This window comes from Streptomyces sp. NPDC018031, assembly GCF_044327625.1.
Classification (GTDB): Bacteria; Actinomycetota; Actinomycetes; order Streptomycetales; family Streptomycetaceae; genus Streptomyces.
In genome coordinates, this window is record NZ_JBIRFT010000005.1 from 113,820 (window position 1) to 137,111 (window position 23,292).

General features: G+C 74.4%; 22 protein-coding genes. 11 read left to right on the forward strand and 11 right to left on the reverse strand.

Going from position 1 to position 23,292, the window contains the following annotated elements; translation table 11 throughout:
• The first annotated feature begins 4 nt into the window (after positions 1 to 4).
• The 4 genes from ACH4B3_RS15095 to ACH4B3_RS15110 all read left to right on the forward strand — a co-directional run bounded on the left by ACH4B3_RS15095 (position 5) and on the right by ACH4B3_RS15110 (position 4,477).
• Positions 5 to 1,684, forward strand: coding sequence for an AMP-binding protein (locus tag ACH4B3_RS15095; RefSeq protein WP_398463269.1), 1,680 nt, complete (start codon positions 5 to 7; stop codon positions 1,682 to 1,684).
• 29 nt (positions 1,685 to 1,713) lie between these two features.
• Complete coding sequence (locus ACH4B3_RS15100; RefSeq protein ID WP_398463270.1) at positions 1,714 to 2,307, forward strand: TetR/AcrR family transcriptional regulator; 594 nt, start codon at positions 1,714 to 1,716, stop codon at positions 2,305 to 2,307.
• A 67-nt stretch (positions 2,308 to 2,374) separates the two neighbouring features.
• The gene (locus ACH4B3_RS15105; protein ID WP_398463271.1) at positions 2,375 to 2,863 is read left to right on the forward strand and encodes a MarR family winged helix-turn-helix transcriptional regulator; all 489 of its coding nucleotides are present in this window, start codon (positions 2,375 to 2,377) and stop codon (positions 2,861 to 2,863) included.
• An 81-nt stretch (positions 2,864 to 2,944) separates the two neighbouring features.
• Entirely contained in the window at positions 2,945 to 4,477 is a 1,533-nt protein-coding gene (locus ACH4B3_RS15110) for an MFS transporter (RefSeq protein WP_398463272.1), read from the forward strand.
• A gap of 140 nt (positions 4,478 to 4,617) precedes the next feature.
• On the opposite strand, the gene ACH4B3_RS15115 is transcribed toward ACH4B3_RS15110, so the two are convergent.
• From ACH4B3_RS15115 to ACH4B3_RS15125, 3 genes are all read right to left on the reverse strand, one after another.
• On the reverse strand, positions 4,618 to 5,832 hold the full coding sequence (locus ACH4B3_RS15115; protein WP_398463273.1) for an acyl-CoA dehydrogenase family protein: 1,215 nt from the start codon (positions 5,830 to 5,832) through the stop codon (positions 4,618 to 4,620).
• A gap of 5 nt (positions 5,833 to 5,837) precedes the next feature.
• Complete coding sequence (locus tag ACH4B3_RS15120) at positions 5,838 to 6,860, reverse strand: phosphotransferase family protein (protein ID WP_398463274.1); 1,023 nt, start codon at positions 6,858 to 6,860, stop codon at positions 5,838 to 5,840.
• 310 nt (positions 6,861 to 7,170) lie between these two features.
• Entirely contained in the window at positions 7,171 to 7,614 is a 444-nt protein-coding gene (locus ACH4B3_RS15125; protein ID WP_398463275.1) for a MarR family winged helix-turn-helix transcriptional regulator, read from the reverse strand.
• A 160-nt stretch (positions 7,615 to 7,774) separates the two neighbouring features.
• Here ACH4B3_RS15125 and ACH4B3_RS15130 point away from each other — a divergent pair, with 160 nt between their 5' ends.
• Entirely contained in the window at positions 7,775 to 9,310 is a 1,536-nt protein-coding gene (locus ACH4B3_RS15130; protein WP_398463276.1) for an MFS transporter, read from the forward strand.
• A gap of 73 nt (positions 9,311 to 9,383) precedes the next feature.
• Positions 9,384 to 10,310 carry an NADP-dependent oxidoreductase gene (locus tag ACH4B3_RS15135; RefSeq protein ID WP_398463277.1) on the forward strand — a complete coding sequence of 309 codons (927 nt, stop codon included), beginning with the start codon at positions 9,384 to 9,386 and terminating at the stop codon, positions 10,308 to 10,310.
• A gap of 19 nt (positions 10,311 to 10,329) precedes the next feature.
• On the opposite strand, the gene ACH4B3_RS15140 is transcribed toward ACH4B3_RS15135, so the two are convergent.
• The 3 genes from ACH4B3_RS15140 to ACH4B3_RS15150 form a co-directional block, all read right to left on the reverse strand.
• Entirely contained in the window at positions 10,330 to 10,641 is a 312-nt protein-coding gene (locus tag ACH4B3_RS15140; RefSeq protein ID WP_398463278.1) for a DUF202 domain-containing protein, read from the reverse strand.
• Between the two features lie 72 nt (positions 10,642 to 10,713).
• Positions 10,714 to 11,151, reverse strand: coding sequence for a YidH family protein (locus ACH4B3_RS15145; RefSeq protein WP_398463279.1), 438 nt, complete (start codon positions 11,149 to 11,151; stop codon positions 10,714 to 10,716).
• 103 nt (positions 11,152 to 11,254) lie between these two features.
• Complete coding sequence (locus ACH4B3_RS15150; RefSeq protein ID WP_398463280.1) at positions 11,255 to 11,803, reverse strand: NUDIX hydrolase; 549 nt, start codon at positions 11,801 to 11,803, stop codon at positions 11,255 to 11,257.
• A 134-nt stretch (positions 11,804 to 11,937) separates the two neighbouring features.
• On the opposite strand from ACH4B3_RS15150, the gene ACH4B3_RS15155 reads away from it, so the two are divergent.
• The gene (locus ACH4B3_RS15155; protein ID WP_398463281.1) at positions 11,938 to 13,632 is read left to right on the forward strand and encodes an FAD-binding dehydrogenase; all 1,695 of its coding nucleotides are present in this window, start codon (positions 11,938 to 11,940) and stop codon (positions 13,630 to 13,632) included.
• Between the two features lie 140 nt (positions 13,633 to 13,772).
• Here ACH4B3_RS15155 and ACH4B3_RS15160 read toward each other — a convergent pair whose 3' ends face one another.
• The gene (locus ACH4B3_RS15160) at positions 13,773 to 14,156 is read right to left on the reverse strand and encodes a (2Fe-2S) ferredoxin domain-containing protein (RefSeq protein ID WP_398463282.1); all 384 of its coding nucleotides are present in this window, start codon (positions 14,154 to 14,156) and stop codon (positions 13,773 to 13,775) included.
• Positions 14,157 to 14,304: 148 nt separating this feature from the next.
• Positions 14,305 to 14,670 carry a chaplin gene (locus ACH4B3_RS15165; RefSeq protein ID WP_398463283.1) on the reverse strand — a complete coding sequence of 122 codons (366 nt, stop codon included), beginning with the start codon at positions 14,668 to 14,670 and terminating at the stop codon, positions 14,305 to 14,307.
• A 244-nt stretch (positions 14,671 to 14,914) separates the two neighbouring features.
• Here ACH4B3_RS15165 and ACH4B3_RS15170 point away from each other — a divergent pair, with 244 nt between their 5' ends.
• Positions 14,915 to 15,820, forward strand: coding sequence for a glycoside hydrolase family 6 protein (locus ACH4B3_RS15170; RefSeq protein WP_398463284.1), 906 nt, complete (start codon positions 14,915 to 14,917; stop codon positions 15,818 to 15,820).
• Between the two features lie 64 nt (positions 15,821 to 15,884).
• On the opposite strand, the gene ACH4B3_RS15175 is transcribed toward ACH4B3_RS15170, so the two are convergent.
• Positions 15,885 to 17,948, reverse strand: coding sequence for a glycosyltransferase family 2 protein (locus ACH4B3_RS15175; RefSeq protein ID WP_398463285.1), 2,064 nt, complete (start codon positions 17,946 to 17,948; stop codon positions 15,885 to 15,887).
• A gap of 462 nt (positions 17,949 to 18,410) precedes the next feature.
• Between ACH4B3_RS15175 and ACH4B3_RS15180 the strand changes: the two genes are divergently transcribed.
• Together ACH4B3_RS15180 and ACH4B3_RS15185 are read left to right on the forward strand one after the other, a co-directional pair.
• On the forward strand, positions 18,411 to 19,607 hold the full coding sequence (locus tag ACH4B3_RS15180) for a glycosyltransferase (RefSeq protein WP_398463286.1): 1,197 nt from the start codon (positions 18,411 to 18,413) through the stop codon (positions 19,605 to 19,607).
• 365 nt (positions 19,608 to 19,972) lie between these two features.
• Entirely contained in the window at positions 19,973 to 21,070 is a 1,098-nt protein-coding gene (locus ACH4B3_RS15185; protein ID WP_398463287.1) for a magnesium and cobalt transport protein CorA, read from the forward strand.
• 67 nt (positions 21,071 to 21,137) lie between these two features.
• Here the strand turns inward: ACH4B3_RS15185 and ACH4B3_RS15190 are convergent, their stop codons facing one another.
• On the reverse strand, positions 21,138 to 21,557 hold the full coding sequence (locus ACH4B3_RS15190) for a nuclear transport factor 2 family protein (RefSeq protein WP_398463288.1): 420 nt from the start codon (positions 21,555 to 21,557) through the stop codon (positions 21,138 to 21,140).
• 89 nt (positions 21,558 to 21,646) lie between these two features.
• On the opposite strand from ACH4B3_RS15190, the gene ACH4B3_RS15195 reads away from it, so the two are divergent.
• A complete protein-coding gene (locus ACH4B3_RS15195) occupies positions 21,647 to 22,222 on the forward strand; it encodes a TetR/AcrR family transcriptional regulator (RefSeq protein WP_398463289.1) in 576 nt (191 codons plus the stop codon).
• Positions 22,223 to 22,358: 136 nt separating this feature from the next.
• Here the strand turns inward: ACH4B3_RS15195 and ACH4B3_RS15200 are convergent, their stop codons facing one another.
• Complete coding sequence (locus ACH4B3_RS15200; protein ID WP_398463290.1) at positions 22,359 to 23,243, reverse strand: NAD(P)-dependent oxidoreductase; 885 nt, start codon at positions 23,241 to 23,243, stop codon at positions 22,359 to 22,361.
• Between the last annotated feature and the right edge of the window lie 49 nt (positions 23,244 to 23,292).

Below are 23,292 nucleotides of genomic sequence, written 5' to 3' on the forward strand. Positions count from 1 at the left end.
ATCCATGACGTCGTACCGGGACAGACCATGGCTCGCTCAGCTCAACGAGGCCCAGCGAGCCCCCGTGCGGGCGCGCCCCGGTGTCCTCGCCGCGTTCCGGGACGCCGTCCGGGCCGCGCCCGACCGCACCGCCGTGGCCTACTTCGACGGGCGGCTGAGCTACGCCGAGGCGGACGCGCTGAGCGACGCGGTGGCCGGACACCTCGCCGCGCGCGGCTTCCGGCCCGGCGACCGGCTCGCCGTCATGCTGCAGAACACCCCGCACTTCGTGCTGGCGCTGCTGGGCGCCTGGAAGGCGGGTGGCGTGGTGGTGCCGGTCAACCCGATGTACAAGGCGGGCGAACTCGCGCGTCTGCTGCACGACGCCGGGGTGACCGCGCTGGTCTGCGGCGAGCGGGCGTGGCACGGGTACGCGCGGGAGGCGGCGGCCGGGTCCCCGGTCCGGCTGGCGTTCACCGCGCGGGACGGTGACTTCCAGACCCGCGACGACCCGCGGGTGTTCGGCGCCGCGGGGCCGGGCCCGGCGGACCGCGGCGACCCGGCGGCCGTGCCGGACGGAGGAGCGGAGGACCTCCTCGCCGTCGCCCGCGGCGGGGCCCGGCCCCCGGTCCTCCCGCCGCCGGCCGCCGACGCGATCGCCCTGATCAGCTACACCTCCGGCACCAGCGGAGTCCCCAAGGGCGCCACCAACACCCACGGCAACCTCGGCTACAACGCGGAGCGGCAGCGGGTGAGCCACGGCCTGCCGCCCGGGTCGGTGTTCTTCGCGCTGGCGCCGCTGTTCCACATCACCGGCATGGTCTGCCAGCTGGCCGCCTGCTTCGCCGGGGCGGGGACGCTGGTGCTCGCCCACCGGTTCGAGCCGGGGGCGGTGCTCGACGCCTTCGCCGAGCACCGGCCCGTCTACACCGTCGGCCCGTCCACCGCCTTCATGGCGCTGATGGCCCACCCGCACGCCACCCGCGACCACTTCGCGTCCTTCCGGATCATCTCCTCCGGCGGCGCCCCGCTGCCGCCCGCCCTGGTGGCGCGCTTCCAGGAGGACTTCGGGCGCTACCTCCACAACGGCTACGGGCTCACCGAGTGCTCGGCGCCCTGCGCCAGCGTGCCACCCGGGGCGAAGGCGCCGGTGGACCCGGTCTCCGGCACTCTGGCGGTCGGCGTGCCCGGCCCGGACACGATGGTGCGGATCATCGACGAGGCGGGGGCGGAGGTGCCCTTCGGCGAGCCGGGGGAGATAGCGGTCCGCGGACCGATGGTGGTCCCCGGCTACTGGCGGCGCCCGGAGGAGACCGCGGCCTGCCTGCCCGGCGGTGAGCTGCGCACGGGCGACATCGGGTTCATGGACCCGGACGGCTGGCTGTACGTGGTGGACCGGAAGAAGGACATGATCAACGCGTCCGGCTACAAGGTCTGGCCGCGCGAGGTGGAGGACGTGCTCTACGGCCATCCGGCGGTCCGCGAGGCGGCCGTGGTGGGTGTCCCGGATCCGTACCGCGGTGAGACGGTGAAGGCGTACGTCAGCCTGCGGCCGGGCGCGCGGGCGTCCGCGGAGGAGCTGATCGCCCACTGCCGGGAGCGGCTGGCCGCCTACAAGTATCCGCGCCGGGTGGCCGTCCTGCCGGAGCTGCCGAAGACCACCAGTGGGAAGATCCTCCGGCGGGAACTGCGTTCCCGCGAGTGACAGCACGGAACGAAGGGCAGGTGGCGACCATGGCCAGAACGACGGAGGACGACCGGAAACCGGTGCCGCAGCGGCTCCTGGCGGCCGCCACCCGCCTGTTCGCCGAGCGCGGGTACGACCGGACCTCCGTGCAGGAGATCGTGGAGGCGGCCGGCGTCACCAAGGGCGCGCTCTACCACTACTTCGGCTCCAAGGACGACCTGCTGCACGAGGTGTACGGGCGGGTGCTCCGCCTCCAGCAGGAGCGGCTGGACGCGTTCGCGGACGCCGACGCGCCGGTGGCGGAGCGGCTGCGGGGCGCCGCCGCCGACGTGGTGGTCACCACCATCGAGAACCTCGACGACGCCACCATCTTCTTCCGCTCCATGCACCACCTGAGCCCCGAGAAGCACAAGCAGGTGCGGGCCGAACGGCGCCGGTACCACGAGCGGTTCCGGGAGCTGATCGAGGAGGGCCAGCGCTCGGGGGTGTTCAGCGCGGCGACCCCGGCCGACCTGGTGGTGGACTACCACTTCGGGTCGGTGCACCACCTCGGCACCTGGTACCGGCCGGACGGGCCGCTCAGCCCGCAGCAGGTCGCCGACCACCTCGCGGACCTGCTGCTGCGGGCGCTGCGGCCCTGACCGCCGCAGCCGGCGCAGGGTTCCGTTGTGGACCATCCGCAACGGATCGGATCGTTAGCATGGACCCATGACTGCCATGGCGCCCGCCCGTACCGAACCCGACCTGTCCTTCCTCCTCGACCACACCAGTCACGTGCTGCGCACCCGGATGTCGGCGGCGCTGGCCGAGATCGGTCTGACGCCGCGGATGCACTGCGTCCTCGTCCACGCCCTGGAGGCGGAGCGCACCCAGGCGCAGCTCGCGGAGATCGGGGACATGGACAAGACCACCATGGTCGTGACCGTGGACGCCCTGGAGAAGGCGGGCCTCGCCGAGCGCCGGCCGTCCAGCCATGACCGCCGGGCCAGGATCATCGCGGTGACCGAGGAGGGGGCCCGGGTGGCCGGACAGAGCCAGCGGATCGTCGACGGCGTGCACCAGGGCGCGCTCCAGGCGCTCCCGGAGGCCGAGCGCGCCGCGCTGCTGGGCGCCCTGAAGCACCTGGTCGAAGGCCATCTGGCGACGCCTGTGGAGAGCCCCCGGCCGGCCCGGCGGGCCCGTCAGCGCGAAAAGTAATCCCGAGAAAGAACGTCTGCAACAAAACTATCTGCTACGGTCTCTCTTGTCGCCGCGTTCCCATCGACAGGAGAGATCGGCATGTCCGCCACCGTCACACCGCCCGGAACCAGCCGCCGCGCCGGAACCGCGCCGGCCCGCACCGCGCCGGCCACGGCCGCCCCGCCCGCTCCCGCGCCCGCCGTGCGCTCGCGCTGGGCGGCCCTCGGGGTCATCGCCACCAGCATGCTGATGACCGTCCTCGACGGCAGCATCGTGACCGTGGCGATGCCCGCCATCCAGACCGACCTCGGGTTCTCGCCCGCCGGGCTGAGCTGGGTCGTCAACGCCTACCTGATCGCCTTCGGCAGCCTGCTGCTGCTCGCCGGCCGGCTCGGCGACCTGATCGGCCGCAAGCGGATGTTCCTCGCCGGGACCGCGGTGTTCACCCTGGCCTCGCTGCTGGCCGGCGCCGCCACCAGCCCCGCCGTGCTGATCGCCGCCCGGCTCCTGCAGGGGGTCGGCAGCGCGCTGGCGTCGGCGGTCAGCCTGGGCATCCTCTTCACCCTGTTCACCGACGCCGGGGAACGCGCCAAGGCGATCGCGGTGTTCAGCTTCACCGGCGCGGCCGGGGCGTCCCTGGGCCAGGTGCTGGGCGGAGTGCTCACCGACGCCCTCGACTGGCACTGGATCTTCTTCATCAACCTGCCGATCGGCCTCGCGGTCCTCGCGCTCGCCGTGCCGCTGCTGCCCGCCGACCGCGGTCTCGGGCTCCGGGCCGGGGCGGACGGCCTCGGCGCGCTCCTGGTCACCGCGGGCCTGATGGTCGGCATCTACGCCGTCGTCAAGGTCGAGGAGCACGGCTGGACCTCGGCGCACACCCTCGGCTTCGGTGCCCTGGCCGCCGTCCTGCTCGCCGGGTTCCTCGCCCGCCAGGCCACCGCCCGGACCCCGCTCATGCCGCTGCGGATCTTCCGTTCGCGGGCCGTCACCGGAGCCAACGTGGTCCAGACGCTGATGGTCGCCGCGCTGTTCTCCTTCCAGATCCTGGTCGCCCTCTACCTGCAGAAGGTCCTCGGCTACAGCGCCGCCGAGACCGGTCTGGCGATGCTGCCGGCGGCGGTCGTCATCGGCGTCACCGCCCTCGGCGTGTCCGCCCGGCTGATCGCCCGCTTCGGCGAGCGGGCCGTGCTGCTCGCCGGGCTGGCGCTGCTCGCCGGACTGCTGGCCCTGCTCACCCGGCTCCCGGTGCGCGCCGACTACGCGACCGACCTGTTCCCGGTGATGCTGCTCGCCGCCGGCTTCGGCCTCGCCCTGCCCGCGCTGACCGCGCTCGGCATGTCGGGAGCGAGCGAGAAGGACGCCGGCCTCACCTCCGGGCTGTTCAACACCACCCAGCAGATCGGCATGGCCCTGGGGGTCGCGGTCCTCTCCACCCTGGCCGCCTCCCGGACCGAGGACGGGCTCGGCCGGGGCGAGCCCGCGGCGCAGGCCCTGACCGAGGGCTACCGGCTCGCCTTCGGCGTGGGCACCGGCCTGCTGGTCACCGCCTTCCTGGCGGCCCTGGTGCTGCTGCGCCGCCCGCGGCCCGGCGCCGCCGGGGCGACCGATGCCGTCACCGCCGGACCGGCCTGACCGCGCGCCGACCGCGGGACGGCCGCCCCGGCGGCCGCCCGAGGAGGCGGCCGGACCGCCGGGCCGGACCGCGGCAGCCGGCACCCGACGGGCCCCCGGGGCCGCGGCCGTACCAGGCCGCCGCCCCGGGGGCCCGTCCGTCAGCGGTACCGCTTGAGTTCGCGGCGGGCCAGCGACCGCTGGTGCACCTCGTCCGGGCCGTCCGCCAGTTGCAGTGTGCGGGCCGCGGCCCACAGCTCGGCCAGCGGGAAGTCCTGGCCGACGCCGCCGGCGCCGTGCAGCTGCACCGCCCGGTCCAGGATGCCCACCACGGTCCGCGGTGTGGCGATCTTGATCGCCTGGATCTCGGTGTGCGCGGCCCGGTTGCCGACGGTGTCCATCAGCCAGGCCGTCTTGAGCACCAGCAGCCGGAGCTGTTCCACCGCCACCCGGGCGTCCGCGATCCACTCCTGGACGACCCCCTGGGCCGCCAGCGGCTTGCCGAACGCGGTGCGCGAGGCGGCCCGGCGGCACATCAGCTCGATGCCCCGCTCGGCCATCCCGATCAGCCGCATGCAGTGGTGGATGCGACCGGGACCCAGCCGGGCCTGCGCGATCGCGAACCCGCCGCCCTCCTCCCCGATGAGGTTCGCGGCCGGCACCCGCACCCGGTCGAACACCACCTCGGCGTGACCGCCGTGGTAGTGGTCCTCGTAGCCGTACACCTTCATCGCGCGGCGGACCTCGACGCCCGGGGTGTCGCGGGGGACCAGGACCATCGACTGCTGGCGGCGCGGGTCGGCGCCGTCGGGGTCGGTCTTGCCCATCACGATGAAGATCGCGCAGTCCGGGTTCATCGCCCCGGAGATGTACCACTTGCGGCCGGTGACGACGTAGGCGTCGCCGTCCCGCTCGATCCGGGTCTCCACGTTGGTGGCGTCGGAGGACGCCACGTCCGGCTCGGTCATCGCGAACGCGGACCGGATCTCGCCCGCGAGCAGCGGCTCCAGCCACCGCTCGCGCTGCTCCGCGGAGCCGAACTCGGCGAGCAGCTCCATGTTCCCGGTGTCCGGCGCGGCGCAGTTCAGGGCGGTCGGGGCCAGCTGCGGGCTGCGTCCGGTGATCTCGGCGAGCGGCGCGTACTGCAGGTTGGTGAGCCCGGCGCCGTACTCGGTGTCCGGCAGGAAGAGGTTCCACAGGCCCCGGGCGCGCGCCGCGGCCTTGAGCTCCCCGACCACCGGCGGCGTGTCCCAGGGGGAGGACAGGGCGGCCCGCTGTTCGTCGGCGACCGCCTCGGCCGGGTACACGTGCTCGTCCATGAAGGCGAGCAGCCGGGCGCGGAGTTCCTCGGTACGGGCGTCGAAGGCGAAGTCCATGGCGGTCAGCGCTCCTGGAGGGTGGTGAGGCCGTGGTCGATGAAGACCGGGACGAGGTCGCCGATGCGGTCGAAGCCGGAGCCGACGGTCTGGCCGAGGGTGTAGCGGTAGTGGATGCCCTCGAGGATGACCGCGAGCTTGAACCAGGCGAACGCGGTGTACCAGGCGATGTCCGAGACGTCGCGGCCGGAACGGGCGGCGTACCGCTCGACGAGTTCGGCGGGGTCGGGGTGGCCCGGGGCCCCGGCGGTGGTGCCGACCGGGGAGTGGGCCACCTCCAGCGGCCGGCTGTACATCACCAGCAGCCCCAGGTCGGTCAGCGGATCGCCGAGGGTGGACATCTCCCAGTCCAGGACGGCCCTGATCCGGTCGTCGTCGCCGACCAGGACGTTGTCCAGGCGGTAGTCGCCGTGCACCACGGTGGCGGCGGGGGACACCGGAGGGGCCTCGACGAGCGAGGCGTGCAGCTCGTCGATGCCCGGCAGGTCCCGGTTCCGGGAGGCGGCCAGCTGCTTGCCCCAGCGGCGCAGCTGGCGCTCCAGGAAGCCCTCCGGCCGGCCGAAGTCGCTCAGGCCCGCGGCGGCGGGGTCGACGGCGTGCAGGTCGACCAGGGTGTCCACCAGACCGAGCAGCACGCCCCGGGTGCGCTCCGCGCCGAGCGGGGCCAGCTGCCCGGCGGTGCGGTAGGGGGTGCCCTCGACGTACTCCATGACGTAGAAGGGCGATCCGGTGACCGAGGCGTCCTCGCACAGCAGCAGCGGCGCGGGCACCGGCACCGGGGTGCGGTGCAGCGCGCTGATCACCCGGTGCTCACGGCCCATGTCGTGGGCGGTCGCCAGCACATGGCCGAGCGGCGGCCGGCGGACGACCCACCGGTCGCGCCCGTCGGAGACCCGGTAGGTGAGGTTGGAGCGTCCGCCCTCGATCAGCTCGGCGGTCAGCGGACCGTTCACCAGCCCGGGGCGTTCGCGCTCCAGATGGCCGCGCAGGCGCTCCAGGTCCAGTCCCGGGGGGTTGCCTTGGTTCATCGAGAACTTCCTCACGAGGTGGGTCGGACGACGCAGGCAATGATGCCGACCAGTCGGTATGTCCGTCCAGTGGGTCTCCGGACCGGCCGTCGGCCCGCGGGGGCGCCCCGGGGTTCCGCCGGGGCCGGCGGGAGGGGGCGGAGGCGTGCGCGGCGGGGGAGGGGCCGGCGCGGCGCGGGGTCGCCGGGGGCGGTGCTCGTGCGACCCGGGGCGGCCGGGGCGGGGAGGGTGCCCGCGCGACCCGGGGAGGCCGGGGCGACCGCCGGGCCGGGGCGGCCGGGGTCAAGGCGGCTGCCGGCCGGTGCCGGTGTCAGAAGGGGGACTCCATGGACGGACGCAGCCGGTCCAGCAGTCCGTGCAGCGTCGCCCGCTCCTCGTCGTCCAGGTGGTCCAGGGCGCTGTGGGTGGCCTGCATCTCCTCGCGCACCCGGAGGATCGTCTCGTGGCCCCGCTCGGTGGTGACCACGTTCTTGACCCGGCGGTCGGTGGCGGAGGGCTCGCGGCGCACCAGGCCGTGGTCCTCCAGCCGGTCGACGATCCCGGTGATGTTGGAGGCGTCGCACACCAGCCGGTCGGCGAGGCCGCGCATCGGCAGCGGGCCGCTGCCCAGCTGGGCGAGCACCTTCGCCTGGGTCGCGGTGAGGCCGTGGCGCGCGGCCGTCGCGGTGAAGTCACGCCACTGGGCGGTGCCGATCGCGGCGAGGAGCTCCAGCAGTTCGAGCTTGGTCGGGGCGTGCGGCGGGCGGGCGCTCATATGTCAACTCTACGCAAAGTATTTCAGTTGCTCAATCATTAACTTGACGACCTCAATCTTTGATGTCTACCGTCTCCGTATTGCTTGATGTTCTCAAGCATATACCTGCCGTGACGTGCCGGAGCGGCCTGCCGCCCCCGCCCCCCTAAGGACCTCTCGTATGAGTCATCCCAGCCCCACCGCCGCCGACCCGGCGGAGGGCCGCCGCACCGAGACGGTGACCGTCCTCGCGCTGAGCCTCGCCGCCATGGTGGTGTCGATGATGCAGACCCTGGTGGTGCCGATCCTCGGCCTCATCCAGGACGATCTGAACGCCTCCGCCGCCGAGGTCAGCTGGGTCACCACCGCCACCCTGCTGTCCGCCGCCGTGTTCACCCCGCTGCTCGGCCGCTTCGGCGACCAGCACGGGAAGAAGCCCACCCTGGTCGCGGTGCTCGTGGTCATGGTGGCCGGGTCGGTGCTCGCCGCCACCACCCACTCCCTCACCTGGCTCATCGTCGGCCGGGTCCTCCAGGGCGCCGCCACCGCCATCTTCCCGCTGGCGCTCTCCGTCCTCCGGGAGGAGATCCGCCCGGCCCGCCTCCCCGGCGCCATGGCACTGGTCAGTGGAACCCTCGCGTTCGGCAGCGGCCTCGCCCTGGTCGCCGTCGGGCTGCTCACCTCCGGCGACGACCCCGACTACCGCACCGCCTTCTGGCTGGCCACCGGCCTCGCCGTGGTGGCGCTGCTCGCCGTGGTCCTGCTCGTCCCGGCCACCCGCACCGCCACCGGGGGACGCACCGACGTGCTGGGCGCGCTGACCCTCGGCGCCACCCTGGTGCTGCTGCTGCTCCCGATCACCCAGGGGCACGAGTGGGGCTGGACCAGCGGCCGCACGCTCGGCTCGTTCGCCGGGGCCGTGGTGATGGCCGCCGTCTGGGTGGCGGTCGAGCGGAAGGTGGCGGAACCACTGGTCGACATGCGCATGTTCGCGCACCCGCCGGTGCTCTTCGCCAACCTCGCGGGGCTGCTCGTGGGCTTCGGGATGTTCGCCCTCTTCATCGGTGTCTCCTTCCTCGCCCAGATGCCCTCCGACCTCCTCGGCTACGGCTTCGACGCCTCCGTGCTGCGCGCCTCGGTGGAGTTCCTGCTGCCCAGCACCCTGGTGTCGCTGCTCGCCTCACCCGTCGGCGGCCGGCTGGTGCACCGGCACGGCCCCCGCCCGGTCCTCCTGCTCGCCTCGCTCGCCGGCACCCTGGGCTTCGCCTGGATAGCCCTCGACCACCAGCACGCCGTGTCGGTGATCGGTGCCGGACTGTTCGTCGGCGCCGGCATCAGCCTCGGTTACGCCGCCATGCCCGCCGTCATCGTCGGCAGCGTCCCGCCCCGCCAGACCGGCATCGCCAACGGCATCAACTCCATCGCCCGCTCCACCGGCAGCGCCATCGGCAGCGCGATGATCACCACCGTGCTGGCGTCCAGGACGGCCGAGAACCTGCCGGCCGGCGCCCCGCCGCTGCCCGCGGAATCCCAGTTCACGCTGAGCTTCGTGCTGGCGGGCGCGGCCTTCCTGCTCGTCGCCCCGGTCGCCGGGTTCGGCTTGCGGAGGATCCGGATGGCCGGGACCGTCGAGGTCGAGGGCGCTTCCGCGCCGGCCGCCGCGGCCGGCGCGGAGCCCGCTGCCGTCGGCGCGCGACCGGCCCGCGCCGACGCCTGACCCGGCGGCGGCCCCCGGACCGCCGTACCGCCCGCCCCGATCCCGGATCCCGCGACGTGTGAGGAGCACCCCGATGAAGGCGATCAGCTACCGCCGCTACGGCGGGCCCGAGGTCCTCGAGTACGGCGAGGTCCGGGACCCCAAGCTCGGGCCCGACCAGGTCCTGGTGGAGGTGCGGGCCGCCGCGGTCAACCCGGTCGACTGGAAGGCGCAGGCCGGGTACCTGGACGCGGCGCTGGACGCGGTGTTCCCGGTCGTCCCCGGCTGGGACGTCTCCGGCGTCGTGGTCCGCCCCGGCGTGGGCGTCACCGAGTTCCGGCCGGGCGACGAGGTCATCGGGTACGTGCGGGAGGACTTCCTCTCCCGCGGCACCTTCGCCGAGTACGTGGCGGCGCCGGTGCGCACCCTGGCCCCCAAACCGCGGAACACCTCCTTCGAGGAGGCCGCCGGACTCCCGCTGGCCGGACTCACCGCCTACCAGTGCCTGGTCGACGCGCTCCGGGTCGGTGCGGGGGAGACGGTGCTGGTGCACGCGGCGGCCGGCGGCGTCGGCTCGATGGCGGTACAGCTCGCCCGGCACCTCGGCGCCCGGGTCATCGGTACGGCCGGCGAACGCAACCACGACCACCTGCGGTCCCTGGGCGCGGAACCGGTCTCTTACGGGGACGGGCTGGTGGACCGGCTGCGCGCACTGGCACCCGAGGGGGTGCACGCCGTGCTCGACCCCGTCGGCGGTGACGCCCTCGCCGCCTCCGTCGCCGTCCTGGCCCCGGGCGGCCGGCTCGCCTCCATCGCCGACCCGTCGGTGACCGAGCACGGCGGCACCTACATCTTCGTACGTCCCGACGCGGCCGATCTGACCGCACTCGCCGAGCTGGTGGAGAACGGCGCCCTCGCGGTGGAGATCGCCGAGGTCTTCCCGCTGGAGCGGGCGGCCGACGCGCAGCGGCTCAGCGCCGAGGGGCACACCCGGGGCAAGATCGCGATCAGGGTCTCCTGACCGGCCGGCCCGCCCGCGTTCACATCAGCACCGCCACCCCGCACACCATCAGCACCAGCACGCACCCGGTGGCGACCGCGGCCGCCCGACCGCTCAGTGCGGGCGGCCGCGGCAGGGCGAGCGCCCCGATCCGCCGGTGCGCCGCGGCGAGGAAGGCCAGCCACGCCAGCGCGATCAGCGCCGCCGTCAGCAGTGTGTCCGGCCGCGGCCCGCCGCGCAGGGCCTGCCGCACCCCCAGCACACCCACCACCGCACCGGTGAGCGTGGTACGCCGCCATGCCAGCCGGGTCCGCTCCGGCTGGAGCCCCGGATCCCGCCGCGCCTCAGCCACCGCGCGGCCCCCTGGCCCGGCGGGGCGGCCCCGGCCGGACGGCGCGGAACCGGGCAGCCCCGGGGGCGGCCATCAGCGGGTCCAGCCCAGGGCGACGACCACCACCATCACCAGCGCGATCAGTCCCACGGCCACCGCCAGCGCGGCGGGGAAACGCGAGGCGGGCAGATCCTCCCCGCGCCGCATCGCCCGCTCGCAGCGCACCCAGTGGTTGATCGCCCTTATGGCGCACGCCGCCCCGCCCGCCAGCAGCACCAGCGCCATCGTCAGGCGCAGCGCCCGGTCGGTGTCCGGCAGGAACTGGTCCACCGCGAAGCCCCCGCCCACCAGCGCCAGCGCGGTGCGCAGCCAGGCCAGGAAGGTCCGTTCGTTGGCGAGCGAGAAGCGGTAGTCGGGGGTGTCGCCCTCGGTACGGACCCGCGCGGGCGCGAACCACAGCCGCACCTGGCCGACGGCCGCGGCCAGCCGGCCCCAGGCGGTGGCGGCGGCGGACCGGACGGCGCGGGACATGGCCCGAGCCTACTCACCGGCCGTCCGCGACCCGCCTCCGGTACGGCCGGCCGGCTCTGCGCCGGCGCTCCTCCCGCGGCCCCCGCTTTCCGCGAACCGGCCGCTACCGGCCGTCCCGCTCCGGCGGCCCGCCGGCCGGCCGGGCCCGCAGCCGCCGGTACGCCTCCAGACCGTCCGGCACCCACTCCCACTCGTCGAGCCGCCGCGTCAGCTCCTCCTCGGTGAGGAAGTCGTACCAGGCGACCTCCTCGACCTGCGGACGCACCGGCAGCTCGCAGCGGACCTGGTAGACCCGGCTGAACCAGGCGTGCTCCGGCGTCTCGTAGAGGAAGCCGAACAGCGGCTCGGGCGCGGGCAGTCCGACGACCCCCAGCTCCTCCTCCGCCTCGCGCAGCGCCGCCTGGTCGTACGACTCGCCCGCGCCGACCACACCGCCGACGAACATGTCGTACAGCGAGGGGAAGACGAGCTTCCGCGCGGTCCGCCGGTGCACGAAGATCCGGCCCGCGCCGTCCCGCGCCAGGACGAACGCACAACGGTGCCGCAGCCGGCGCGCCGTGGCCTCGCCGCGCCGGGCCTGCCCCACCACCCGGTCGTCCTCGTCCACGATGTCCAGCAGTTCGTCCGCCGAGCGCGGTGGTTCCCCGATCATGGCACCATCCAAGCAGAACACGTGCCGACCGGGAGGTTGACGCCTTACCAGCCGGTAGGCAGGATCGCCCCCACACCCGGCGGCCGCACAACCGGTGCCTGCTCCGGGCGAGCTCGGGCAGGGATGACGAACCCATGGCGTACGACGCGGACGTGATCGTGATCGGGGCGGGCCTCGCCGGGCTCGCCGCCACCGCCGAACTCGCCGAGGCGGGCCGCTCGGTGATCCTGCTGGACCAGGAACCGGAGCAGTCCCTCGGCGGCCAGGCGCACTGGTCCTTCGGCGGCCTCTTCCTCGTCGACTCGCCCGAGCAGCGCCGGCTCCGCATCCGGGACAGCCGGGAACTGGCCTGGCAGGACTGGCTGGGCACGGCGGCCTTCGACCGTCCGGAGGACCACTGGCCGCGCCGCTGGGCCGAGGCGTACGTCGACTTCGCGGCCGGCGAGAAGCGGTCCTGGCTGCGGGCGCAGGGGCTGCGGCTGTTCCCCGTGGTCGGCTGGGCCGAACGCGGCGGCTACGGCGCCACCGGCCACGGCAACTCGGTGCCCCGCTTCCACATAACCTGGGGCACCGGGCCGGGGGTGGTGGCCCCCTTCGAACGCCGGGTCCGGGCCGGGGTGGCCCGCGGCCTGGTCCGGATGTGCTTCCGCCACCGGGTCACCGGCCTGTCCCGCACCGCCGGGGCGGTGGACACCGTCAGCGGCGAGATCCTGGAACCCTCCGCCGCCGAGCGCGGCACGCCCAGCAGCCGCGAGGTCTGCGGGGCCTTCGAACTGCGGGCCCAGGCGGTGATCGTCACCTCCGGCGGCATCGGCGGCAACCACGAACTGGTGCGCCGCAACTGGCCGCAGCGGCTGGGCACCCCACCGGAGACCATGGTCAGCGGGGTCCCGGCGCATGTGGACGGCGCGATGCTCGGCGTCGCCGAGGCGGCCGGCGCGCGCATGATCAACCGGGACCGGATGTGGCACTACACCGAGGGCGTCCAGAACTGGGACCCGATCTGGCCGGGGCACGGCATCCGCATCCTCTCGGGCCCGTCGCCGCTGTGGCTGGACGCACGGGGAAACCGGCTCCCGGTGCCGCTCTTCCCCGGGTTCGACACCCTCGGCACCCTGGAACACATCATGCGCACCGGCCATGACCACACCTGGTTCCTGCTCACCCGGAAGATGATCGAGAAGGAGTTCACCCTCTCCGGGTCCGAGCAGAACCCCGACCTCACCGGCCGCAGCGTCCGGGACGTGCTCGGCCGCGCCCGCGGCGGGGCGCCCGCCCCGGTCCAGGCGTTCCTGGACCACGGCGTCGACTTCATCTCGGAACCGTCGCTGCCCGACCTCGTCCGCCGGATGAACGAACTGGTCGGCGAAGCGCTCGTGGACGCCGCCGCGCTGCACCGGGAGGTCGTCGCCCGCGACCGGGAGGTCGACAACCCCTACACCAAGGACGCCCAGATCACCGCGCTGCGCGGGGCCCGCAGATACCTCGGGGACCGGCTGATCCGCACCGCCGCGCCGCACCGGATGCTGGATCCGGGGGCCGGTCCGCTGATCGCCGTGCGGCTGCACATCCTCACCCGCAAGACCCTCGGCGGGCTGGAGACCGACCTGTCCTCCCGGGTGCTGGCCGAAGGCGGCGGACCCTCCGCCGGCTCCGGGGCCGGCTCGGGCAGGGGCGCCCCCGTCCCCGGCCTGTACGCCGCGGGTGAGGCGGCCGGGTTCGGCGGCGGGGGAGTGCACGGCTACCGCTCGCTGGAGGGCACCTTCCTCGGCGGCTGCATCTTCTCCGGCCGGACCGCGGGCCGGGCCGCGGCCGAGGCCGTCGGATAGTCCGGTACGGCCGGCCGGGCCGTCGGACGGTCCGGTGCTCCGGGCCGGGGCCGGGGCCGTCGCACGGGTCCGGGGCGCCGGATCCGCCGCGGGGCTCCCCGGCCCCGGGCGGCGGCCGGGGCGGAGGGCGGGCCGCGGGCTCAGTCCTCCAGGGCCGCGCGCACCCGGCGGGACACGGTGAACTCGTACAGGTCCAGCACCCCCGGGGGATCGGCGAGGCCGGGACCGCCGGCCCGGATCCACCCGGCGATGTCCTCCAGCGCGTCGTCGTCGTTGACGAGCCCGAGCCACACCGGCCGTCCGCCGGCCGCCCGGCCCGCGGACGAGGGCTGGACCACCATCACGTTGGCCTGGTCGCAGACGTCCAGACAGTCCGAGGCGCGCACCTGGGCGCTGCCGCCGAGGGCGGCGCGGAGCCTGGGCAGCTGCCCGGCATGGTCGACACCGGGTATCTTCCGCGGGTCCCCGCAGCAGCAGCCGCGGCAGACCGTCACCCGGCAGGGTGCGGGGGATTCTCTGGTCACCGCGCGATCCTAGAGGGCCGGCCGGCGCCGTGGGAGTAGGGGCCGGTGGGCCGCCCCGGCAGCGGACGGCGGTCGGCGCCTCGGAACGGAACGCGCGCCGGGCCGCCGGGTACGGGAACCCGGCGGCCCGGCGCGCGAAGCCGTCTCGCTAGCGCACCACGTTCACGCAGGCGTTGTTCGCCGACACGGTGAACGCCGCGAGGATGCCGATGCTGTTGTTGCAGACGTTGATCGGCACGTCGATCGGAATCTGGATCGCGTTGCCGCTCAGGATGCCGGGCGAGCCGGCGGTCACGGCGTAGGTCTCCGCGCCGTACTCGTCGTGCTTCTGGTAGCCGCTCTTCTTGCCGTGGCTCTTCTTCTTGCCCTGCCCCTTCTTCTTGCCCTGGGACTTGGCGTGGTGGTGGCCCTTGCCGCCGCCGTCGTGACCGTGAGCGGAGGCGGCACCGGCGCCGCCGGCGACGAGAACACAGCCGGCGGCGGCGATACCCGCTGCCCTGACGATTCGCTTCACCGTCAGATTCCTTTCGTTCTTGCGAATGGGGCAATTTCCTCAACGACCGGAAACGGCTCGGGGTGCGCATGATCACCCGATGGCATCATTCGGCGGAGTAATGGGTTCCGCACCTCGGGAAGAGGCTCGAATGGACGAGAAAGGTACGAGGAGATTCACGGAACGACCAGCGGTGGTGGCGCTCGCCGCACTGCTGTCGGCCTTTTCGCTCGGTGGCTGTTCCGCCGATCGGAGCAATCCTCCGGTGATCGGTGCTGAATTGTGGGTGAATCCGGACTCGACGGCGGCACGGGAGGTCCGGCGGCACGCGGCGCAGGGCCGGGATTCGGAGGCCGAACTCCTCAGCAGGATCGCGGAGGAACCGGTGGCCGAGTGGATCGGTGACGCGCCCGAGGAGCGGGCCAGGGCGATCACCCGGCGTGCCCGCACCTCCGGTCGGCTCCCCGTGCTGGTCGCCTATCACATCCCGTACCGGGACTGCGGCAACCACTCCGCCGGGGGCGCGCGGGGAGCCGCGGAGTACCGCGAGTGGATCGACCGGCTCGCGGCCGGCATCGGCGACCGGGGGGCGGTCGTCGTGCTGGAGCCGGACGCGGTCGCCCAGGCGGTCGACGGATGCGTCCCGGCGGGGATGCGGGCCGAGCGGCTGGCGATGCTGCGCGACGCCGTCGTCACCCTCACCCGGCTGCCCCGCACCCGGGTCTATCTGGACGCCGGGAACGCGGGCTGGATCAAGGACGTCCGCGCCCTGGTGACGGCGCTGCGCAGGAGCGGGATCGCGCGCGCCGACGGGTTCGCGCTCAACGTGTCGAACTTCCAGCCGACCGAGGTGACCCGGCGGTACGGGCACCGGGTGGCCAAGGCGCTGGGCGGGGCCCACTTCGTGATCGACACCAGCCGCAACGGCAACGGGTCGGTGGACACGGCCAAGGCGCGGTTCCGGACGGCCGACGACGAGGGGCACTGGTGCAACCCGCCCGGCCGGGCGCTGGGCGAACCGCCCACCACCCGCACCGGCGACCCGCTGGTGGACGCGTACCTGTGGATCAAGCGGCCCGGCGAGTCGGACGGCGCCTGCAACGGCGGCCCGCCGGCCGGGGCCTGGTGGCCGCGGTACGCGCTGGAGCTCGCCCGCAACAGCCTGCGCTGAGCCGGGTGCCGCGCCGGGCGGTCCGCCGCGGCAGCCGGCCCGCCGGCCGCCCGGGCCCGGCGGGTCAGCTGGTGCACACCGGATCCTGCGCGGTGTCCCCGGTCCCGCCCGTCGCCGCTGGGCCCGCCGCGGCGCCGTCCGGCCCGGCGGCCGGGGACTCCCCCGCCTCCGGGCGGGGCGTCCGGTCCCGCGGTGCCACCGCCGCCGGCGCGCCCTCACCGCCGTCACCGCGCGCGGGCGGCACCTCCGCCTCCGGCGCCTCCCGCGTCTCCGGCACCTCCGTCTCCGGCGCCTCCGCCTCCGGCGCCTCCCGCGTGTCCGGCACCTCCGGCGTGTCCGGCACCTCCGGGGCTTCCGGCACCTCCGGCACTTCCGGCACCTCCGGCGCGGCGGCCGGTGGCCGGCCGGCCGGCCCGAGCCGCCCGGCGTACCAGACGGCCACCGGGGACAGGCTCAGCGCGAGCGCGAGCGAGGCCCAGACCAGCATCGCCGCGTGGGTGTGCCCCAGCGCGAACGAGGCGAGGATCGAGCCGCCGAACACCACCGCCCACACCAGGTGGATGCGGAAGGTGGCGAGCCGGTCCGGGCTGGCGGAGTCGCCCTTGGGCGTCACCACGAAACGGCTCTTGCGGCGCAGTACCGCGTCGCACAGCGATTTGGCGTAGATCGGCGCGGAGAGCGCGGACAGCAGCATCCCGGCGGCCCCCGAGGAGCCCTCCGGCTCGTGCGGGCTGACGTTGTGGCGCCGGTTCCACATGTAGAGGCCGATCTGCAGCGCGGCCGCGTCGCCGTAGAGCATCAGCCACACCTCGGGGGAGATGTGCACCCCGGCGGCGCCGACGGCGAGGAAGAGCATGCAGGAGACGGCCGAGAGCATCCAGTTGAGCGCGGTCATCGGGTAGTAGGCGACCATGAGGCCGTAATTGAGGAATTTGCCCGGAGGCAGCTGCCACACGCCCCGCCAGAACTGCTTGAGGACCGTCTCGTAGGTCCCGCGGGACCAGCGCAGCTGCTGGGTGAAGAAATCCGTCCACGCGCTGGGCCCCTCACCGACGGCGAGGACGTCGGGGGTGTACACCGAGACCCATTTGCGGCCGGTCGCCGGATTGCGGTGGCGGTGCAGCTCGAAACCGGTGGCCATGTCCTCGGTGATGGAGTCGTACAGTCCGCCGATACTCCGGATGGCGGCCACCCGTACCGCGTTGTTGGTGCCGACGAACATCGCGCCGCCGTAGGCGTTCCCGGCCCGCTGGATCAGCGCGTGGAACAGGAACTGCTGGCTCTCCGCGGCCTTGGTGACCGGGGAGTCGTAGTTCCCGTACACCTGGGGCCCCACCACGAACGCCACGTCCGGGTCCCGGAAATAGCCCAGCATGCGCTCCAGGAAGTTGGGCAGTGGGATGTGGTCGGTGTCCACGCAGGCCATGAACTGGTACGCGGCACCGTGCGCGTCCAGCCAGGCGTTGTAGTTGCCGTGCTTGGTCCTGGCCCGGAAGTGGCCGTGCGGCTGGTTCCACTTCACGACGCCCTTGCGGGAGAAGTGGTGCACGCCCAGCCGCGCGCACAGCGCCTTGACCTCGTCGTCGTCGCCCTCGTCGAGCAGCCACACGTCGAGTTCCCCGTCGTGCCGCAGCCGCATCGCCCCCTCCAGGGTGGCCCGGACCATGTCCAGTGGCTCCTTGCCCGGTACGAAGCTGGTCAGGAAGGCGACCCGGGTCCCGGGTTCGGCGGTCACCGGCACCGGGTCGCACGCCACCAGCGTGGCGTGGGCGTTGGAGACCACGGTGAACAGCCGGAACGACTCGATCAGCGCGATCGACACCAGCATGATCACGTCGGCGGCCCGCTCCCAGCCGGCCACCCCGGCCCGGTGCACCCAGTGGGCCGGCTGGAGCAGCCACAGGAGCAGCACCGCCGAGAAGAGCGGCGCCGCGCACAGCAGCAGGGCGGCGCGGATCCGGTGCGGTTCCTGGGCCAGCAGGTTGCGGTAGCGCACCCGGTAGACGGCGTCCGGGCCCGGCTCCGGCTCGGTCAGCGGGCCCGCCAGCCGGCTGTAGCGCTCGTAGTCGTAGACCGGCCCGGCGCGTTCGTCCTCGGCCACTTCGTTGACAGGGCTCGGCGACGTCATCTGGGCCACTCCCGCAAGGCTGTGGGGTCCGGTCTCACGGGGCGGTCGTCCAGGCCACGGATATTCATCCGGTGATCGCCCAAGATGTGAAGGTAACAATTAATCGGTCATATTCGGGCAAATCCGAAACGTGGCGCGTCCAGGAGCCCGGGCGGACGGCCACCCCGATGGCCCATCCAGGCGCGTCCCGCGTGCTTTGCCCCGCGGCATCTGTCATGGTCCGGAGGCGGCCCGGCCCGCCGCCGGACCCGGCCGGGTGGAGCCCTCGCGGCCCCCGCGAGCGGCCCGCCCCCGCCGTCCCGCGGCCCGGAGACCGGTGGCCGGCGGCCGGGAAACCGGTGGCCGGTGGCCGGGCGACCCGGCGCCACCGGAGGTGCCGGCGCGGCCCGCGCCGGCGCCGTACGCCGACCGGGTGCGGCGCCCTTGGGCCACGGCCGTCCCCCCAGCCCCCGGAGCGACGCGATGAGAGTCCTGCACATCATCACCGGCCTCGGCGCCGGCGGCGCCGAACAGCAGCTGCGGCTGCTGCTGCGCCACCTGCCGGTGCGCTGCGACGTCGTCACCCTCACCGAACCCGGCACCGTCGCGCACGGCATCCGCGCGGACGGAACGCCCGTCACCCACCTGGGGGCCCGCGGCCCCCGGGACCTCGCCGCCCTGCCCCGGCTCGCCCGGCACATCCGCGTCGGGGGCTACGACCTGGTGCACACCCATCTGTTCCGTGCCTGCGTGCACGGCCGGATCGCCGCCCGGATGGCCGGGGTGCGGGCCGTCATCGCCACCGAGCACTCGCTCGGCGGCACCCGCCCGGAAGGCCGCGCGCTCCGTCCCGCGGCCCGCGCCCTCTACCTCGCCTCCGAACGGCTCGGCTCGGCGACCGTCGCGGTCTCCGCGACCGTCGCCGACCGGCTCCGCGAGCTGGGCGTCCCCAGCAACCGCGTCCAGCTGATCCCGCACGGCATCGACGCGCGCCACTTCCGCTTCGAAGCCGGTGCCCGTGCGGCGGCCCGCAACCGGCTCGGTCTGGCCGCCGGGGACTTCGTGGTCGGCGGCGTCGGGCGACTGGCCCCCGGCAAACGGTACGACCTGCTGGTACGCGCGGTCGCCGCGGTGCCGCAGGCCCGGCTGCTGCTCGTCGGCGACGGACCGGAGCGCCACCGGCTGCGCGCGCTGGCCCTCGCCGTCGGCGCCGCCGACCGGGTCCGCCTGCTGGGTGAGCGGGACGGAGCCGTGGAGACGGCCGGGGACCGGCCCGCCGACATCCCCGGACTCCTCGCCGCCATGGACGTGTTCGTCTCCCCCTCACCCGCGGAGACCTTCGGGGTGGCCGTGGTGGAGGCGCTCGCCGCCGGGCTGCCGGTGCTCCACGTGGCCAGCCCGGCGCTCGACGAACTGCCCCCCGAGGCCGCGCCCGGGGCCCGCCGGATCGCCCCCGACGCCGCGCTGATCGCCGCCGCGCTGCGCGACCACGCCGCCTCCGGGCCCGACCGGCTGCCCGTCCCCCCGGCCGTCGAGCGGTACGCCGTCCAGCGCACCGCGCACCGGCTGGCCGCGCTCTACGACCGCACCGCGGGGCACGGCCCGGACGGCTGCGCCCGCGGCCCGGTACCCGCCGCGCCGCACCGCCCGTTCCCCGCCCTCTCCGACCCGCGGCGTTGACCCCGCGGCGCTGACCTCGCGGCACCGACCCGCGGCGCTGACCCGGCGCTGACCCGGGGCTGTCCCGTGGGGCCGTCCCGTCCCGTGGCGCCGCCCCCCGGCGCGCTGACTCGTGGCGCTGACCGTGGGGTCGACCCGCGGAGCCGACCCGTGGCGCCGACCCGCGAGCGGTGGCCGGCCGCCGCTCGGCCCGCACGCCACACCCCGCGTCCCGACCGCCGGCCCGGCCCGCGCCCCGCGTGCCCGGCCTGCCCGGGCCGGCCGGCGGCGCCGCGCCACATCAGGCGGCACCGCGCGGCACCGGGTCGGTGCGCCCCGCGGCGGAGTGCTGACAGACTGGCGGTGCCCAGCCGAAGGAGCACCGTATGTCCGTGGCGCACCAACTCCGGAAGGCGGTGCGACTGCCGCTCCGCCGCCGGCCCGTCGACCTCAACCATCCCGCCCGTTCCCCCCTGGGCACCGCCGTGGTCAGCTGCGCGGCGTATCTGGAGGGGGTGCGGCAGGACGGCGAGCGTCCGCTCGCCGAGGCGATCGAGCAGGTCCGCGCGGCGCCGGCCGGGGGTTTCGTCTGGATCGGGCTGCACGAGCCCACCGACGCGGAGTTCGCCGGGATCGCCGAGCTCTTCGGGCTGCACCCGCTGGCCGTGGAGGACGCGGTGCACGCGCACCAGCGGCCCAAGGTGGAACGGTACGACGACACCCTCTTCGCGGTCTTCAAGACGGTCGCCTACGTCGATCACGACCGGCTCACCGCCACCAGCGAGGTGGTGGAGACCGGGGAGATCATGGTGTTCACCGGACCCGACTTCGTGGTCACCGTGCGGCACGGCCGGCACGGCTCGCTCGGCCCGCTCCGGGAGGGGCTGGAGGCGGACCCCGGGCAGCTGGCCAAGGGGCCCTCGGCGGTGCTGCACGCGATAGCCGACCACGTGGTCGACGACTACCTCGCGGTCGCGCACGCGGTCCAGGACGACATCGACGAGGTGGAGAGCGACGTCTTCGCCCGGGAGCCGGTGCACGGCGCCGACCCCGGTCGCATCTACCAGCTCAAGCGGGAACTGCTGGAGCTGAAGCGGGCGGTGGCGCCGCTGGACCGCCCGCTGCAGATGCTCGCCACCCAGCCGATTCGGGTGATCGACCCGGAGATACAGAAGTACTTCCGGGACGTCGCCGACCATCTGGCCCGGGTCGCCGAGCAGATCTGCGCCTTCGACGACCTGCTCAACTCCATCCTCCAGTCCCACCTCGCGCAGGTGACCGTCACCCAGAACGAGGACATGCGGAAGATCACCGCATGGGCGGCCATCATCGCCGTGCCCACCATGTTCTGCGGGGTGTACGGCATGAACTTCGACCACATGCCCGAACTGCGCTGGAAGTTCGGCTACCCGCTGGTCCTCGTGGTGATCGTGACGATCTGCACCGTGATGCACCGGGGCTTCCGGCGCAACGGCTGGCTCTGAGCGGGCCCGCCGCCCGGCCCCGGTGGCGCCGGGTCGGGCGGCGCCGCCGGGGGACCCGAGCGAGGTGTCAGCGCGCGATGCGCCGCTCCGCCGCGCTGATCGGGACGTCGTTGACGGAGGCGTAGCGGCGGCTCATCAGGCCGTCGGCGTCGAACTCCCAGTTCTCGTTGCCGTAGCTGCGGAACCACCGGCCCTCGGCGTCGTGCCACTCGTACTCGAAGCGCACCGCGATCCGGTCGTCCGTGTGGGCCCACAGCTCCTTGCGCAGCCGGTACCCCAGCTCGCGCGCCCACTTGTCGCGCAGGAACGCCACGATCTCCGTCCGCCCGGTGAGGAAGACATCGCGATTGCGCCACTCGGAGTCCTCGGTGTAGGCGAGCGCGACGCGTTCGGGATCCCGGCTGTTCCACGCCTCCTCGGCGGCCCGGACCTTCTGCTCGGCGGTCTGCGCGGTGAACGGGGGCAACGGTGGCCTGCGGTCGGTCATGACACTTCCCCTCCTGCGGAGAACGAGCGTTCTCCGTCGTTGCCGGTAGCCTAGGAGAACGGTGATTCTCAGGCAAGGCGAGAGGTGACATGGAGACGGCGGAACCCACCACCCGGGTCCTGGACGCGGCGGAGGCCCTCTTCTACGGCCGGGGTGTGCAGAACGTCGGCATGGACGCCGTGCGCAGCGCCTCCCAGGTCTCGCTCAAGCGCCTCTACCAGCTCTTCCCGTCCAAGGAGGCGCTGGTGGGGGCCTATCTGCTCCGGCGCGACGAGCGCTGGCGCGCCGCCCTGGCCCGGCACGCCGAACAACGGCCGCCCGGCCCGGACCGGGTGCTGGCCGTGTTCGACTGGCTGGAGGCGTGGTTCCGGGAACCGGACTTCCGCGGCTGCGCCTTCATCAACTCCTTCGGCGAACTCGGCGCCACCAGCGGCCCGGTCCGCGAGGCGGCCCGGGCCCACCAGGCGGCCGTACGGGACTACCTGACCCGGCTGGTCACCGAGGCCGGCCTGCCCCCGGCCACCGCTGCTCCGGTGTTCCTGCTGGCCCAGGGGGCCATCACCACCGCCGCGGTCGGCGGCGGCCCCGAGCCCGCCCGGCAGGCCCGGGAGGCCGCCCGTGCACTGCTCGCCGTCGCGGCCGGAGCGTGCGGCTCCCCGGACTGACCGGCCACGCGGGCCCCGGACCGGCCGGCCCCGGGGAGTCCGGGCGAGCGCCCGGACCGGAGACCGCGCCGGCCCCCGCGGCCGCCCGGAACCCGGTGGCCCAGGGGCCGCGCGGGCCGCCGCCCGGCGACCCCGCTCAGCCCGTGGGCGACCCCTTCCTGAGCACCTCGATGACGCTGCCGTAGCTGTCGGAGCCGTGACCGGCCGCCCTGGCCCGCTCCATGGTCTCCTTCAGCAGCAGCGGCAGCGCGTTGTCGACCCCGCGGGCCTCGGCGGCGTGCACCAGGTGCTCGATCGCCGCGATCTGCACATCGACGGTGGCGTCGTCCCCCGGGTACCGGCCGGCGTCCACCTGCGCGGCATAGGTGGTCATGAACCCGGTGACGGCGGACAGCCAGCGGACCGCCAGCGCGGTGTACGCCTCGGCCGTCACCTTCTCCGCCGTCACCATGGCGGTGCCGTGCAGCCAACCGGTGAACGTGGACCACATCAGCCCCAGCAGCCCCGCGTCATAGAGCGAGGCGAGCCCCGGGTCGGTCCCCAGGTGCAGCACGTCGCCGAGTGCGGAGAGGGCCGTCCGGTGCGCCTGGACCACGGCGGGGTCACCGCTGTAGAGGAACATCATCTCGGGGTTCCCCACCCCGGGCGGAGTGGTCATGATCGCGCCGTCCAGGTAGACCACGCCACGCGCCGCCGCCCACCCGGCCGCCTCCCGGGCCTGCTCGGGGGAGCCGGAGGTGAGCACCACCAGGGCCCGCCCGGCCAGCTCGGCCGTCACCGGCTCCAGCACCTCGTACATCGCGTCGTAGTCCAGGACGCACACGATCGTCAGCGGGCTCGCGGCCACCGCCTCGGCCACCGTGGCCGCCGGCCGGGCGCCCCGGGCGGCCAGCGCGTCGGCCTTGCCGGAGGTGCGGTTCCACACGGTCGTCGGGTGCCCCGCGGCGAGCAGCGCGCCGGCCAGCGCCACCCCCATGGAACCCAGGCCCACCACGGTCACCGCTTCGCGTCCGGAATTCATCTGGTTTCTCCTTGTACATCCGCCACGCGGCGGTTGATCACGTACGGAC